The 15388-nt window shown below is 73.5% G+C and carries 7 protein-coding genes; 1 reads left to right on the top strand and 6 read right to left on the bottom strand.

Features of this window, described 5'->3' with window-relative positions; all coding sequences use genetic code 11:
- Positions 1-61: 61 nt before the first annotated feature.
- Complete coding sequence (locus ACZ4M3_RS00035) at positions 62-1666, bottom strand: AMP-binding protein (protein ID WP_467728670.1); 1605 nt, start codon at positions 1664-1666, stop codon at positions 62-64.
- 129 nt (positions 1667-1795) lie between these two features.
- Between ACZ4M3_RS00035 and ACZ4M3_RS00030 the strand changes: the two genes are divergently transcribed.
- Positions 1796-2065, top strand: a complete 270-nt coding sequence (locus ACZ4M3_RS00030; RefSeq protein ID WP_467728668.1) for a phosphopantetheine-binding protein — start codon at positions 1796-1798, stop codon at positions 2063-2065.
- A gap of 88 nt (positions 2066-2153) precedes the next feature.
- On the opposite strand, the gene ACZ4M3_RS00025 is transcribed toward ACZ4M3_RS00030, so the two are convergent.
- The 5 genes from ACZ4M3_RS00025 to ACZ4M3_RS00005 all read right to left on the bottom strand — a co-directional run.
- Positions 2154-3407: a pyridoxal phosphate-dependent aminotransferase gene (locus tag ACZ4M3_RS00025; protein WP_467728667.1), complete on the bottom strand. Its 1254-nt coding sequence runs from the start codon at positions 3405-3407 to the stop codon at positions 2154-2156.
- Positions 3404-4786 (bottom strand): KamA family radical SAM protein, encoded by a 1383-nt coding sequence (locus ACZ4M3_RS00020; RefSeq protein ID WP_467728665.1) that lies wholly within the window; start codon positions 4784-4786, stop codon positions 3404-3406. The genes ACZ4M3_RS00025 and ACZ4M3_RS00020 overlap by 4 nt, the downstream gene beginning before the upstream one ends.
- Before the next feature lie 243 nt (positions 4787-5029).
- Complete coding sequence (locus ACZ4M3_RS00015; RefSeq protein WP_467728663.1) at positions 5030-6637, bottom strand: MFS transporter; 1608 nt, start codon at positions 6635-6637, stop codon at positions 5030-5032.
- Positions 6638-6777: 140 nt separating this feature from the next.
- A complete protein-coding gene (locus tag ACZ4M3_RS00010; protein WP_467728662.1) occupies positions 6778-8442 on the bottom strand; it encodes an AMP-binding protein in 1665 nt (554 codons plus the stop codon).
- 16 nt (positions 8443-8458) lie between these two features.
- The coding region (locus ACZ4M3_RS00005) for an SDR family NAD(P)-dependent oxidoreductase (RefSeq protein WP_467728660.1) at positions 8459-15388 on the bottom strand (6930 nt) is incomplete at its 5' end.

Raw genomic sequence — 15388 nt, 5'->3', positions numbered from 1 at the left:
TCTTCTTCCGGGTGGTGACGGGTTCGGTGGTGCCGGTCGGTTCCGTGGTGGCCGGTCGGGTTCAGCCGACCGGTACGGGCTTGCCGTGCAGTGCGGCGGCCCGTGCGGTGAGCTCCAGCCGGTCGGTCTTCTTGTTGGTGTTGAGCGGGAACTCGGCGAGCCGGTGGTAGTGGCGCGGGATCAGCTGGGCGGGCAGCAGCCCGGCCAGGTCGCGCAGGAACTCCTGCGGCGGGCGCTCCTCGCCCAGGTAGAAGGTGACGAGTTCGGTGCTGTTGGCGACGGGCACGCCGACGACCACGGCACCGGTCACCGGGGTGCCGGCGCGCAGCGCGTGCTCCACCTCGGCCAGTTCGACGCGGTAGCCCTGCACCTGCACCTGCGAGTCGGTGCGGCCCAGGTAGACGAGGGCGCCGCCGGCCAGTCGGCGCACCCGGTCGCCGGTGCGGTACCAGCGGGCTCCGTCCCGCTGGAGGTACTTGCCGCGGCCGTCCTCCGGGTCGAGGTACCCGGCGGACAACTGGGGTCCGGCCAGCCACAGTTCGCCCTCGTCGTCGGCCGGCTCGCCGTGCTCGTCGAGCAGGAGTTCCGCATGGCCGTCGTGGAGCAGGCCGAGCGGCACCACGCCGTTGACGCCGAGCCGGGTGGACTCCTCGGGGTCCCAGCGGTGGCGGTGGGTGGTGATGGTCATCTCGGTGGGGCCGTAGACGTTGATCACCGCCGAGTGGGGCGCCGCCCGCTGCCAGGCGTCGGTGTCCTGGAACTGGAGCGCCTCACCGCCGAAGAAGGTCCAGCGCAGCGAGGGCATGCTGTCCGGCACCAGGCGGCCGGTGCGACGGGACAGGGAGATCACACTGGGGGCGGAGAACCAGACGGTGATGCCGTGCTCGGCGACGAAGCCGGGCAGGTCGCGGTAGGCGTGCGGGGGGACGGAGACCAGCGGCGCGCCGGCCGCCCAGGCACACCACAGGTCGGAGACGGCCGAGTCCCAGTTGAGGTTGGCGGCCTGGGAGAAGACGTCGGCGGCGGTGAAGTCGTACCAGTCGTCCATCAGCGCGAAGTAGTGCGCCAGGTTGCCGTGGGTCAGCCGGACGCCCTTGGGGCGGCCCGTCGACCCCGAGGTGAACAGTACGTAGGCCACGTCCTCGGGAGCGGCGGACCTCGGCGCGTCGAGGGCCGTGTCCGGTCCGGCGGTCACCGGCCGGAGCCCCAGGGCCGACAACTCCCCCGCCCGGGCGGGCTCCAGGTGCGGTGCGAGGACCGGGAGTCCGGCGAGCCCGGTGAGATCGGCCGGCAGCGCGCCGCGGGCCGCGCCGAGCAGGGCCGCGCCCTCCTCGTCGACGATCAGCGCGGAGACCTCCGCCGCCGCGAGCATCGAGGCGATCTTCCCGGCCGGGAAGTCCGCGAGCAGGGGCACCGCGGGCAGCCCGGCGTACAGGCTCGCCAGCACCGCCACGTACGAGGTCACGCTGCGGCCGGCGACGATGCCGACGGCCTTCGGCGGGCCGCCGGGCGCGGTGAGCAGGGCGCCCGCCCAGGCCAGGGCCAGCCGGTGGACCGTCGTGTAGTCGACGGTCTCCTTCCCGACCCGTACCGCGACTGACCGCGGTGATGTCTCCAGACCGCGCAGGAAACGGGCGTGCAGCGCGGTCCGCGCCAATGGTTCCATTTACCGCTCCTCCTTGACGGAATTACCGGCAAGCTCTCGTCGGACAAATTCGGGGGAGCGCCCGCGCCATGGTGCGCGCATTTCCGCGGCGCATTGACAGGCACCGGTGGGCCCCGCATTATTTCCCGTATGCCAGAACTCGCGAATCACACCTGGGACGGCGCTTTCGAGGCCGTCGTACGTCCGTTCCTGCCCTATCTCTCACCGAGCGAAAAACTGACCGGTGAGGCCCGACTCCGCGACCTGGGCCTGGACTCCATGGGCACGGTCGAACTGCTCGCCGCACTGGAAAGCGCTTATGACGTCCGCTTTCTGGACGACGCCCTGAAACTGGAGAATTTCGCCAGTCCGGATGTGCTCTGGCACACCCTGATGACCGAGACAGAATCCGCCGCGTGACAGATTTCATTTCCCGCCAGGCCCGGCCCGGAGCACATCCGAGCCGGGCCCTTCCTTTTGTGCGGGATGTGCGCCGGACGGAACGGAATCAGGAGACCAGCCGCATGAAACTCTCCTCGATCCGGTCGAGGAGCGACCCGATGTGCGGGAGGGCCAGCGGATCGGGTGCGTCGAGGGCGAGCTGCTGCTCCTCGACGGTGTCGCCGTACAGCATGCTGGTGGCGCACTTGAACCGCAGCGCGTCCCCCTCGTCGCCGAGCAGGTGTCCGGCGAGCACCACGATGCCGAGGTCCAGCATCCGGCGGGCCAGCGTCGGCGAGTCGGTCACGTCGTACTTGCCCAGCTCGGCGCGGACCGGTTCGAAGTCGGGATAGACGTAGAACGCCCCGGTGGGCGGCCGGCAGCGGGCGCCGGCCGCGACCGTGATGCGGTGCACCTCGCGGGCGACGGCCCCGTGCAGCCGGGCGCTGGCGCGCAGCCGCTCCCGGATGTCCTCGGGCTCGTCGAAGGCGTACTCGGCCACCGACTGCATGGGCCCGGCCAGCGTCGACCACACCTCGCTCGCCACCGACACCACACCGGAGCGGATCCACTCGCCCCACGGCCCCTGCGGGAAGCGGGCCGCGCCGATGCGCCAGCCGCCCAGGGCCAGGCTCTTGCTCAGCCCGGTGACGACGACCGTGCTGCCGGGGGCCACTTCGGCGGGGCTGAGGAACTCGGTCGCCGGGTCGTGCACGACGTCCCGGTAGATCTCGTCCGAGACGATCAGCAGGCCCTCCTCCTCGGCGATCGCGCACAGTTCACGGATCAGCGCGGGCGGCGCGAGGGTGCCGGTCGGGTTGTCCGGCAGGGTCAGGACGAGGACGCGCGGGTCGCGGCCCAGCACCCGCGCCGCGGTGATGCTCTCGCGCAGCGCGGCCGGATCGGGCACCCCGCCGCACTCCTCGGGGATGGCGACGGCGATCGGGTGCTTGCCGGCCAGCCGGGCCTGGGGGGCGTACGTGTTCCAGGCCGGCCGGGGCAGCAGCACGTCGCCGGGGACGACCAGGTTGAGGGCCATCAGCAGCGGCTTGCTGCCGGGGGCGACCACGATCTGGTCGGCCTCGGTGGGGATGCGCCGCCGGCCGAAGTAGCCGGCGACGGCCGCCCGCACCTCGGGCGAACCGGCCACCGGGCCGTAGGCGTTGCGGGTGGCGCCCGCCGCGAGGCGTTCCATCAGCGGGGCGAACGGCGGCAGCCGCGACTCGCCGAACCCCAGGTGCACCAGCGACTCCCCCGCCGCCCGGCGCTGCGCCACGAGCTGGTTCAGCGCCAGGTTCGGCGACATCCTCATGTCGTTCATGCGGGGCTCCCCACCGGGGCGACGGTCCGCGTCCCGAAGAGTTCGGGCTCGGCCGTCCACGCCGGGCCGGCGATCGCGCGCGCGATGTCGGCCGGGACGGAGCGGTCCAGCCGCAGCTCGTCCAGCCAGGCGGCGTCCGGGTCGTAATGGGCGAGGAACGGCCGCCCGACCAGGCCGGGTTCACGGGCCTGGACCATGTGCAGCTGGAAGAAGCGGCCCTCGGCGGTCTCGACGACCCCGTCCACGGCCACCTTGCCGGGCGTCGCCGACATCACGGGGCCGCGGACCGTACGGGCCAGGCCGGGCAGGGTCCGGTAGGCGGAGCGGAAGATCTCGGCGGCCCGGGCGAGCGGGACGCGGAAGTAGTCGTACGGGCCGGTGTCCCGCTCGACGAACATGTAGTAGGGGACGGCGCCGAGGGCGAGCTCGGCCCGCCACATCTCGCTCCAGACGTCCGCGTCGTCGTTGACCCGGGCGATCAGCGGAGCCTGGCAGTAGACGAGGGCGCCGGTCGACTTGATCCGGGCGACGGCCTGCCGGGCGAGGTCGGTGGCGAGCTCGCGGGGGTGGCTGAAATGCGCCATGACGGCGAGGTTCCGCCCGGAGGCGACGACCTGCTCGAACAGGCGCAGCACGTCGTCGGCGTCCGGGTCGGTGACGAAGCGCTGCGGCCAGTAGGCGACGGACTTGGTGCCGATCCGGACGGTGCGTACGGTGTCGACCGCCAGCAACGGCTCCAGGTGCGAGCGGAGCCGTTCGGTGGACATCACCATGGGGTCGCCGCCGGTCACCAGTACGTCGCCGGCGTCGGGGTGGGTGCCCAGGTAGGAGATCAGCCCGCTCGGGTCGGGCGCGGCGAACCGCAGGTCCGCGTCGCCGACGAACTGGGCCCAGCGGAAGCAGTAGGTGCAGTACGAGTGGCAGGTCTGGCCCTGGCTCGGGAAGTAGAGCACCGTCTCGCGGTACTTGTGCTGGAGGCCGGGGATCTCGGCGCCGTCCCGGGTGGGGACGTTCAGCTCCTTCTGCCCGGAGGGGTGCGGGTTGAGGCGGCCGCGGATCTGCTGGACGAGGGTCCGCAGGGCGGGTTTGGCGGCGGGGTCCGCGGAGAGGGCGGCGAGGTCGCGCTCGTTCTGCTCGGTGAGCATGCCCTTCTGCGGGAAGACCAGTTGGAACATGGGGTCGTCGGGGATCCGGTCCCAGTCGATGAGCTGCGAAAGGACGTACTCGTTGACCCGGAAGGGCAGCACCATCGACACGAGCCGGACGGTCTCGCGGATGTCGGCGGGCAGGCCGTGACGGTCCGCGATCTCGTCGAGCTGCCGCGGCCCGTACGCGCGGAACCGTGCCGTCCCGACAGAATCGGTTGCCAGCAGGGACATGCGGATATTCCTCCAGCCTGGTGCCTGGCAGTTCCGAGCGTGTGCTCGAACGCGGTTCGATGCTAGGAAGCCGATTCGGCCACGGGACCCCCAGCCGGACCCCTAATAGCCGCCTGCGGGCGGCCGGGGCGGGGCAGGGGCCGGGCGGGCACGAAAAGAACCGCCCAGGACCACGGGGGCGGGGTCCTGGGCGGTCGTCGGGCGGGTGGGGGGTCGGGGGACCTGTCTGCTCCGGGGGCCCGGCTACGCCGGGCCGGCACCCGGCTGGTGGGCGTCGGCGGTCGCGGAGGCGAGTTCGGCGGCGCGCGCGTTGTCGTTCTGGACGGCGCGCAGCCCGATCACGGCGAACACCGCCGCGCCGGCCATCACGATCGCCCCGGCGACGGACGCGGCGTGCACCTCGCTGGTGAACGCGGCGCGGGCCGCGTCGACGAGGTGGGCGGAGGCGTCGCCCGAGAGCTTGCCGGCGGCCGCGAGGGCGCCGCCGATGGTCTCGCGGGCGGGGTCCAGCGCCTCGGCGGGCACCCCGGCGGGGGCGTCCAGCGCGGGGCTGTTGCGGTAGACGGCGGCGCCGATGCTGCCCAGGACGGCGACCCCGAGGGCGCCGCCGAGTTCCTGGCCGGTCTGGAGCAGCGCTGAGGCCGTGCCGGCCCGCTCCGGCGGCACCTGGCCGACGACGAGCTCGGTGACCAGGGTCAGGACGGGGGTGAGGCCGACGGCGAGGGCGATGATGCCGATCAGGATGAGGACCAGGCCGTCCTCGGCGGGGACCTGGGTGAGCATGAGCAGGGCGACGGTGGCGATGGCGAAGCCGGTGCCGATGATGTGGGCGGGCTTGACGGTGCGCACGAGGACGGTCGCGACGGGTACGACGGCGCCGACCGCGAGCGTGCCCGGGATGGTCCACAGCGCGGACTTCAGGGCGCTCATGCCGAGGACCGACTGCATGTACTGGGTGCTGAACAGCGAGTACCCGACGAGGGTGAAGCAGGCCAGCATGTTGACGGTCACCGAGGCGCCGAAGGCACGGTTGCGGAACAGTTCGAGGTCGACCATCGGGTCGGTGCTGGTGCGCTGGCGGCGCAGGAAGACCGGCGCGAGGGCCAGGCCGACGACGATGGCGGCGATGTAGGGGACGGAGAACCCGTCCACGGCGATCCGCTTGAAGCCGTAGATGACCGGAAGGACGACGGCCAGCGAGAGCGCGGCGCTGATGAGGTCGAACCTGCCGGCCGCGGCGTCACGGAACTCGGGCAGCAGGAACGGCGCCGACACCAGCAGGAGCAGCATCACCGGGACGTTGATGAGGAAGACGGAACCCCACCAGAAGCCGTTCAGCAGCGCGCCGCTGACCACGGGGCCCAGAGCCGCGCCGGCGGCCATGCCGGTGGACCACACGGCGACGGCGGTGCGCCGCTGGGTCTGGTCGCGGAACAGGTTGCGGATCAGCGCGAGGGTGGACGGCATGAGGGTCGCGCCGCCGATGCCCTGGAGGGCCCGGGCGGAGATCACCATCTCGGGGTTGGAGGCGTAGGCGGCGAGCAGCGAGCCGGCCGCGAACACCACGGCGCCGATGAGCAGGAGCCGGCGGCGGCCGATCCGGTCGCCGAGCGCGCCCATGGTGAGCAGGACGCCCGACAGGACGAAGCCGTAGATGTCGATCATCCACAGCTGTTCGCTGCCGGAGGGGCGCAGGTCCTCGCTGATGGAGGGGATGGCGAAGTAGAGAACCGTCAGGTCCATGGAAACGAGCAGCACGGGCAGGAGCAGGACGCCGAGGGCGATCCATTCCTTGCGGCCTGCTTTGGCCTCCGGTCCGGCGTGGTCGTTCTCGCTCAGGGAGCTGGTCATGGGGACTGTCCAATGCTTTTGTGACGGGGGCGGATACCAGTGAACGGACCGGAGGGCCGGGCGCGCCCGGGCGAGGGCCGGAACAGGGGTGAAGACAGGGGTGGGGCCGGCGCCGGAACAGGGGTCGTCGCGGTGGGTTTTCAGCCGTTCGCGGCGGCGAGTTCCGCCAGCGCCCTGCGGTCGGTCTTGCCGTTGGGCGTGAGGGGAAGGCCGGGGAGCAGGGCGACCTTGCGCGGCACCATGTACTCGGGCAGCGTCTGCTTGCAGAACGCGCTGATCACCACGGGGTCGGCGGTGAAACCGCGGGCGGGCACGACGTACGCGTACAGCTCCGGGTCTTCGTCGGGGCGCGGCCGGACGACCGCAGCGGCCGCTTCGACGCCTGGGAACTCCAGGAGCCTGCGTTCGATCTCGCCGAGTTCCACCCGGTTGCCGCGGATCTTGACCTGGAGGTCGGACCGGCCCACGAAGTACAGCTCACCACCGTCGCCGCGGTAGGCCAAGTCGTTCGACTTGTAGACCACTTGACCGGAGCGGGGGTTGAGCGGGTCGGGGACCAGGGCGGCCCGGGTGGCCTCTGGGTCGTCCCAGTAGCCGGTGAAGAGGGAGGGCCCGCGCAGGTGGATCTCCCCGACCGCGCCCGGCTCCTCGACGGGCCGGCCCTGCTCGTCGAGCAGCAGCATCTCCGCACCCGGGTAGGCGAAGCCGATGGAGAGCTTGTCGACGCCCTCGGGCAGCGGGTTGGGCACATCGGTGAGGGAGAAGGCCATGGCCTCGGTGGGGCCGAAGCAGTTCACCACCCGGGTGCCGGGCAACAGGGCTTGCAGCTGGCGCAGTTCGGGCAGCGGGAACGCCTCGCCGGAGAACAGGACGCCCCGCACCTGGCCCGCCAGCGCGGCCAGCCCGTTGGCCTCGTGGCGCAGGACGGGCCGCCAGATGGAGGGGACGCCGTCGACCTGGGTGGTGCCGGTGTCGGTGAGGAAGCGCAACAGCCGGCGCGGCCAGTGCATCAGCTCGCGCGGTACGGGGATCAGCTGCGCGCCGGAGCCCAGGGCGAGGCCGATGTCGAGCAGGGCGAAGTCGAACTGGAGCGGTGAGGTGCTGGCCAGCCGGTCCCGGTCCGTGACGATGCCGTGCCGGAGCATCCCGCGGTAGAAGGACAGGACCCCGCGGTGGCTCATGACCACGCCCTTGGGGCGCCCCGTGGTGCCAGAGGTGAAGATCATGTAGGCGGCGTCGGTGGTGACCGGTTCCCGGCGGTGGCGCACGCGCGGCGCGGGCGGCCGCTCGACCACCACGCCGTCGGGGCCGAAGCGGGCGGTGCCGATGGTGTCGGGCACCCCCTCGCGGCGGCCGGACGTGGTCTGCAGGTGCAGCGCCGGCTCGGCGGTGGCGGTGATCGCCAGCAGCCGGGCGGTGGGCACTTCGGGGCTCACCGGGATGAAGGTGAGCCCGAGCATCGAACAGGCCAGCAGCATCGCCACCGCCGAGGCGGAGTTGTCCGACTCCAGGACGACCCGGTCCGCGATGTCCAGGCCGAGCGCGTCCAGGGTCAGGGCGTAGTCGTGGGCGCGGCGCTCCAGTTGGCGGTAGGTCAGCACCCGGGAGGTGCCGTCGTCACCGGCCTCCCAGACGGCCGGGCTGTCCGGCGCGGTCCTGGCCGCGGCCAGCATGAACTCGTGGATCCGCTCGGCCGGTCCGTGGACCTCGGCCGGGCGCACCGTGCTCAGGGTCACCGTCGTGTCACCTCTGCTCGTCATGGTTTCGCGCTCGGTCGCGCGCAGTTCGGTCGTCGTCACGGTCATGCGGGTCTCTTCACGGTCATCCGGAGATCCGCTGCTTGAGCTCCGTCAGCCAGCGGTCGATGACGGGGGCCGTCGTGTCGACGTGCTGCTCGACGATCGTGAAGTGGGTGCCGGGCACGGTCGCCACGGTGTCGGCGCCCTCCCAGTCGGCCTGCCAGGTGGCTTCGGGGGCGTCCGGTGCGATGGCCGAGTCCTCGGCCTGGGCGAACAGGTCGCCGGCCCGGACGAACAGCACCGGCGCCTCGACCGCCACCTGCCGGAACTGCGGCAGCAGCTCCACGTACCGGCCCATCGCGGAGAGTTCGGCGCTGCTGAACGAGCCGAGCGTGGCCGCCTTGTCCGGGACGGCGAACGCCATCTGGTCGAAGAGCGCGTCGTTGGTCGCCCCCATGGAGTACGTGTCCAGCAGGACGAGTCCGGCCGGCCGCACCCCGTGGATCCGCTCCAGCCGGGCCACCGTGGCGTGGGCGAGCAGGCCGCCCGAGGAGAAGCCGAGCAGGGCGAACGGCTCACCGTCCGCGGCCCGCAGCACGGCCTCGGCGAGTACGTCGACCGCCGCGTCGAAGGACTCCGGCAGTGACTCGCCGCGCCCGAACCCGGGGGTGGGGATACCGGACACCGGCACCGAGAGCCGGGCCGCGAGCCGGGCGTGCTGGTGGACGCCGCCGGCCACGGTCGGGGTGCTCAGGCAGATCAGCCGGGGCGGCTTCGGGCCCTCGGCGGGCTGCTCGGACCCCTCGGCGGGCCGGAGGTGGCGGGCGCCGTACGACACCGCCGCGGGCAGTTCCGCGAGGTCCGCGGCCGAGCCGAAGGAGGGCCGCAGTGCGGCCACCGACCGCAGCATGGCCAGGCCGGGCTGGAGGTTGCCCGACATGATCGCGTCGAGGAACAGCCCGTACAGGGTGTCGTCGAGCGGGCTGTCGGACGGCGCCGCCGAAGCCGCGCCCGGTCCCGGTTCGCCCTGCGCGGCCGCCAGCCGGGCGGCGAGCAGCCGGGCCAGTTCGAGCGGGTTCTTGCTGTCGAAGACCACCATCGCCGGCAGTGCCAGGCCGGAGGCGGCGTTCAGCCGGTTGCGCAGCTCCACCGCCGTCAGCGAGTCGAACCCGGCTTCCAGGAAGCCCGCTTCGGCGTCCACCGCGCTCGTGTCGGCGTGTCCGAGCACCTCGGCGGCGTGGGTGAGCACGGCGTCGAGCACCGTCCGCTCGCGTTCGGCCTCGCCGAGGCCCCGCAGCCGCTCGCGCAGCGCTCCGGCGTCGGTGGCCGCGGCGGCCGCCCCGGCCCGGCGGCGGGCGGTGGGTGCGAGGCCCCGCAGCAGCGCCGGCACCTCGTCGGTGCGGGCCCGCAGGGCGCCCGTGTCGACCCGCAGCGGGACGAGCGCCGGCGCGTCGGCCGCCACCGCCGCGTCGAAGAGCCACAGGCCCTCCTCCGCGGAGAGCGCGGGGGTGCCCGTACGGCGCATGCGCCGGAGGTCGGCCTCGCCGAGCCACTGGCTCAGCCCCGTCTCGGTGTCCCACAGGCCGAAGGCCATCGAGGTGGCGGCCAGGCCGGCGGAGCGGCGGTGCTGGGCGAGGGCGTCGAGGAAGACGTTGGCCGCCGCGTAGTTGCCCTGCCCGGCGGCCATGACGAGGCCGCCGGCGGAGGAGAACAGCGCGAAGGCGGTCAGGTCGTGCCCGGCCGTCAGCTCGTGCAGGTACCAGGCGGCGTCCGCCTTGGCGCGCAGGACGTGGTCCACCTGCTCGGGGGTGAGGGCACCGATCAGCCCGTTGTGCGCCACGCCCGCCGCGTGCACGACGCCGCGCAGCGGGTGCGCCGGGTCGACCGAACCGATCAGGGCGGCGACCGCCGCGCGGTCGGAGACGTCGCAGGCGGCGATCTCCACCTCGGCCCCCAGCGCGGTGAGTTCGGCGCGCAGGCCGGCCGCGTTGGGGGCGCCGGGGCCCCGCCGACTGGTGAGGACCAGGTGGCGGACGCCGTGCTCGGTGACGAGGTGCCGGGCGACGAGGGCGCCGAGGCCTCCGGTACCGCCGGTGATCAGGACCGTGCCGTCGGCGTCCCAGGGGCTCTCGCCGGTCGCCGCGGCGGACCGGGCGAGCCGCGGGGCGAGCACCTTGTCCCGGCGGACGGCCAGTTCCGGTTCGTCGGTCGCGAGGGCCGCGGCCAGCGCCTTCGGGGACACCTCGGTGTCCTCCAGGTCCAGCAGGACGAACCTGCCGGGGTTCTCCGCCTGCGCGGCGCGGACCAGGCCCCAGACCGGGGCCTGCCGTACGTCGACGGGGTCGCCGTCCGAGACGGCCGCCGCGGCCCGGGTGACGAGGACCAGCCTGGAGTGCGCGAACGCCGGCTCCGCGAGCCACCGCTGGACGGCGGTGAGGGCGGTGTGCACGGCGGTACGCATCCCGGCGGTGACCTCGTCGGCCCCCGCGTCGCCCACCTCATCGGCTCCCGGGCCGCCCGGGAGCACCGGCAGCAGCACGGTGTCCGGTACGTCCGCACCCGGCCCGCCGAGCGCGTCCAGCCCCGGGACCACCGGCACCCCGGCGACCTCCAGGCCCGGGCCGGCGACCGTCCACGGCCCGCGCGGCCCGGACCCGCCCCGCACCGGCTGCCACTCGACGGCCAGCAGCGCGTCCCGGAACCCGCCGGCGCCCAGCTGCCCGGCGGCCACCGGCCGCAGCAGCAGGGCGGCGACGGAGGCCACGGGCGCACCCGCCGGGTCGGTGAGGTCGAGGCGTACGGCGTTGCGCTGCCCCTCGACGGGGGCGAGCCGGACCCGTACGGCGGTCGCGGACGCGGCGTGCAGGGTGACGCCCGCCCAGGAGAACGGGAGCAGGGCCTGCCCGCCGTCCTCGTCGGCGCCGAGACCGCCGAAGCCGAGCGCGTGCATCGACGCGTCGAGCAGCGCCGGGTGGAGTCCGAACCGCCCGGCGTCGGCGTGCGCCTGCTCGGGCAGCTCGATCTCGGCGTAGAGGGCCCCGCCGAGCCGCCAGGCGGCCGTCAGGCCCTGGAAGACGGGCCCGTAGCCGAAGCCGCGTTCCGCGAGCCGGTCGTACAACTGCTCGGTGTCCAGCTCCTCGGCGCCGACGGGCGGCCACACGGCGGGGCCGTCACCGGCCGGCCCGGCACCGCCCGGGGCGAGGAAGCCGTCGGCGTGCCGGGTCCACGGCTCGTCGGGCCGGTCCTCCGGGCGCGAGTACACCTGAACGGTCCGCCTGGCCCGGTCGTCGGGTTCACCGACGACGACCTGGACGGCGACGCCCCCGCGTTCGGGGAGGACGAGCGGTGCCTGGAGGGTGAGTTCCTCCAGCTGAGCGCACCCGACGTGGTCCCCGGCCTGGAGCGCGAGCTCCACGAAGCCGGTACCGGGGAGGAGGACACTGCCGTGGACGGCGTGGTCGGCCACCCAGGGCTGCGCGTCCGGCGAGATGCGGGCGGTGAAGGTCACCGCTTCGGAGTCGGGAGCGGCCAGGACGGCGGCCAGCAGCGGGTGGTCCAGGGCGCCCTGGCCGACCGCGACGGCGCCGGTGGCGGGCTTGGCGGCGTCGACCCAGTAGCGGCTGCGCTGGAAGGCGTACGTCGGCAGGTCGACGCGGCGGGCGCCGGTGCCGGCGTAGTAGGCCGCCCAGTCGACGCGTACGCCGTCCACGTGGAGCTGCGCGAGGGCCGTGACCAGCGACTCGGCTTCACCGCGGTCCTTGCGCAGGGCCGCTGCCGAGAGGGACCGGTCCGTGCTGAGGCTCTGCTGGGCGAGGCCGGTGAGAACCCCGCCGGGGCCGATCTCCAGGAACCGGGTGGCACCCTGCTGCTCCAGGGCACGTACGGCGTCGGCGAAGCGGACCGCCTCGCGGACCTGGCCGACCCAGTACTCGGGGGTCTGCCATGCCTCCGACAGCGCGCCCGTGACGGTGGAGACCACCGGGATGCGCGGAGCGGAATACGTCAACCGGGCCGCCACCGCACGGAACTCGTCCAGCATCGGATCCATCAACGCCGAGTGGAAGGCGTGCGAGACGGCCAGCCGACTGGTCTTCCGACCGGCGGCGGTGAAGTGCTCGCCCACCGCCAGCACGGCGGCCTCCGCACCGGATACGACGACCGAGTCCGGGCCGTTGACGGCTGCGATTCCCACGCCCTCCGTCAGGAGCGGCAGTACCTCCTCCTCCGTCGCCTGCACCGCGAGCATCGCGCCCCCCGCGGGCAGCGCCTGCATCAACCGGCCGCGCATGACGACCAGCTCGGCCGCATCCGCCAGCGACAGCACACCCGAAACGTGCGCGGCAGCCAGCTCACCGATCGAATGCCCGGCGACCACATCGGGCGTCACGCCCCACGCTTCCACCAGCCGGAACAGGGCCACTTCCAGCGCGAACAGCGCGGGCTGGGTGATCGCCGTCGCGTTCAACGCCTCGGCGTCAGCACCCCACACCACCTCCCGCAACGACCGCCCCAGATGCCGGTCAACTTCCACGCACACCGCGTCGAACGCCGCCGCAAACACCGGGAATGCCTCGTACAACCCACGACCCATCCCCAGCCGCTGTGCACCCTGCCCCGTGAAGAGGAACGCCGTCCTTCCGGTCCGGCGCGCCTGGTCCCGTACGACCGCGGGCGCGTTGCGGCCCTGGGCCAGCGCGGTCAGGCCGCGCAGCAGTTCCGCGCGCTCGGTGCCCACGACCACGGCCCGGTGGGCGAACGTGGTCCGCGACGTGGTCAGGGAGAGCCCGATGTCCGCCGCGTCGGTGTCCGGCCCGGCCGAGACCCGCTCCAGCAGCCGCTCCGCCTGAGCGGCCAGCGCCTGCGGGGACTTCGCCGACAGTACCCACGGCGTGGCGGGCAGTTCGGACCGGTCGGCGGGCTCGTCCGGTGCCGCGGGGGCTTCCTCGACGATCACGTGGGCGTTGGTACCGCTGATGCCGAACGAGGAGACGGCTGCCCGGCGGGGCCGGTCCGCGGCCTCCCACGGCCGCGCCTCGGTCAGCAGCTCCACCCGGCCCGCCTCCCAGTCCACCTGGTCCGAGGGGGCGTCGACGTGCAGGGTCTTGGGCAGGAGGCCGTGCCGCATCGCCATGACCATCTTGATGATTCCGGCGACGCCGGCCGACGCCTGGGTGTGCCCCATGTTGGACTTGATGGAGCCCAGCCACAGCGGCCGGTCCGCGGGCCGGTCCTGGCCGTAGGTGGCCAGCAGCGCCTGCGCCTCGATGGGGTCGCCGAGGGTGGTGCCGGTGCCGTGCGCCTCGACCGCGTCGACCTCCGCCGGGGCGAGTCCGGCGTTCGCCAGCGCCTGGCGGATCACCCGTTGCTGCGAGGGGCCGTTCGGGGCGGTCAGCCCGTTGCTGGCACCGTCCTGGTTGAGCGCGGAGCCACGGACGACGGCGACGACGGGGTGGCCGTTGCGGCGCGCGTCGGACAGCCGCTCCAGCAGCAGCACGCCCGCGCCCTCGCCCCAGGCGACCCCGTCCGCCGAGGCGGCGAAGGACTTGGACCGGCCGTCGGGGGCGAGCCCGCGCTGCCGGCTGAACTCGACGAACATGCCCGGGGTGCCCATGACGGCCACCCCGCCGGCTAGGGCGAGGTCGCACTCCCCGGACCGCAGGGCCTGGGCGGCCAGGTGCAGGGCGACCAGGGACGACGAGCAGGCGGTGTCGACGGTGACCGAGGGTCCTTCGAGGCCGAGGGTGTACGACGTGCGGCCGGAGACGAGGCTGCCGCCGCTGCTGGCCGCGGCCTCCACGCCGAGGGCGTAGTCGTGGTACATGACGCCGGCGAACATGCCCGTCGCCCCGCCCTTGAGGCTGGTGGGGTCGATCCCGGCCCGCTCGATGGCCTCCCAGGACACCTCCAGCAGCAGCCGCTGCTGCGGGTCCATCATCAGGGCCTCGTTCGGGCTGATGCCGAAGAAGACCGGGTCGAACTCGGCGGCGTCGTAGAGGAATCCGCCTTCCCGGGCGTACGTGCGGCCGGGCGTACCGGGCTCCGGGTCGTAGACCTCCGGGTCCCAGCCGCGGTCGGCGGGGAACCCGCCGACCGCGTCGACGCCATCGGCCACGAGTTTCCACAACTCCTCGGGGGTGGTCACACCGCCCGGGTAGCGGCAGCCCATGCCGACGATCACGATCGGGTCGTCCGCGTCCGCTCCGCCTGCGGAGGTCAGGGCGCGGGCGGGCGCGGGGGCGGCGTGGACGGAGCCGGCGACCTCGGTACCGATGTGGTCTGCGACGGCCCGGGCGGTCGGGTAGTCGAAGATCAGCGTGGCGGGCAGGCGCAGCCCGGTCGCGGAGCCGAGCCGGTTGCGCAGCTCGACGGCGGCCAGTGAGTCGAAGCCCAGCTCGCTGAACGCCCGCTCCGGTTCGATCGCGTCGGCCGAGGCGTGTCCGAGTACGCCGGCGACCTGGGCCCGTACGAGGTCGAGCAGGGCCGCACTGCGGTCGGCGGCGTCCAGCCCGGCGAGGCGGGCGGCCAGGCCGTCGGCGCCGTCCGAGGTCCGGGCGGCCCGGCGTACCGGGACGCGCACGATGCCGCGCAGGAGGGCGGGCAGTTCGTCGGCCCGGCCGCGCAGGACGTTCGCGTCGATGCGCAGGGGCACCACGGCGGGGAGTCCGGAGTTCAGGGAGAGGGTGAAGAGGGCGAGTCCCTCGTCCTGGGTGAGGGCGGGCAGGCCCTGGGCCGCCATGCGCTGTTCGGCGAGGTCCAGCATGGTGGTCATGCCGGTGTTGACACCCCAGAGGCCGAAGGCCATCGACGTCGCCGCCAGCCCCTCCGCACGCCGATGAGCAGCCAGTACGTCCAGGAACACGTTCGCCGCCGCGTAATTGCCCTGACCGGCCGCCAGCACCAGACCACCGGCCGAAGAAAACATCACGAACGCCGACAACTCCAGGTGCTTCGTCAACTCGTGCAGATGCCACGCCGCGTCCGCCTTCGGACGCAACACCGCATCCAACCGCTC

Source organism: Streptomyces sp. NPDC026522 (genome assembly GCF_055567555.1).
The sequence above is the reverse complement of the archived record's forward strand: the minus strand, read 5'-3'. Positions and strand labels throughout refer to the sequence as shown.

Bases quoted from the DNA above. Each gene is read 5' to 3' on its own strand.
- ACZ4M3_RS00020 (WP_467728665.1), bottom strand. From the start codon at position 4,786: ATGTCCCTGCTGGCAACCGATTCTGTCGGGACGGCACGGTTCCGCGCG.
- ACZ4M3_RS00030 (WP_467728668.1), top strand. From the start codon at position 1,796: ATGCCAGAACTCGCGAATCACACCTGGGACGGCGCTTTCGAGGCCGTC.
- ACZ4M3_RS00010 (WP_467728662.1), bottom strand. From the start codon at position 8,442: ATGACCGTGACGACGACCGAACTGCGCGCGACCGAGCGCGAAACCATG.
- ACZ4M3_RS00035 (WP_467728670.1), bottom strand. From the start codon at position 1,666: ATGGAACCATTGGCGCGGACCGCGCTGCACGCCCGTTTCCTGCGCGGT.
- ACZ4M3_RS00015 (WP_467728663.1), bottom strand. From the start codon at position 6,637: ATGACCAGCTCCCTGAGCGAGAACGACCACGCCGGACCGGAGGCCAAA.
- ACZ4M3_RS00025 (WP_467728667.1), bottom strand. From the start codon at position 3,407: ATGAACGACATGAGGATGTCGCCGAACCTGGCGCTGAACCAGCTCGTG.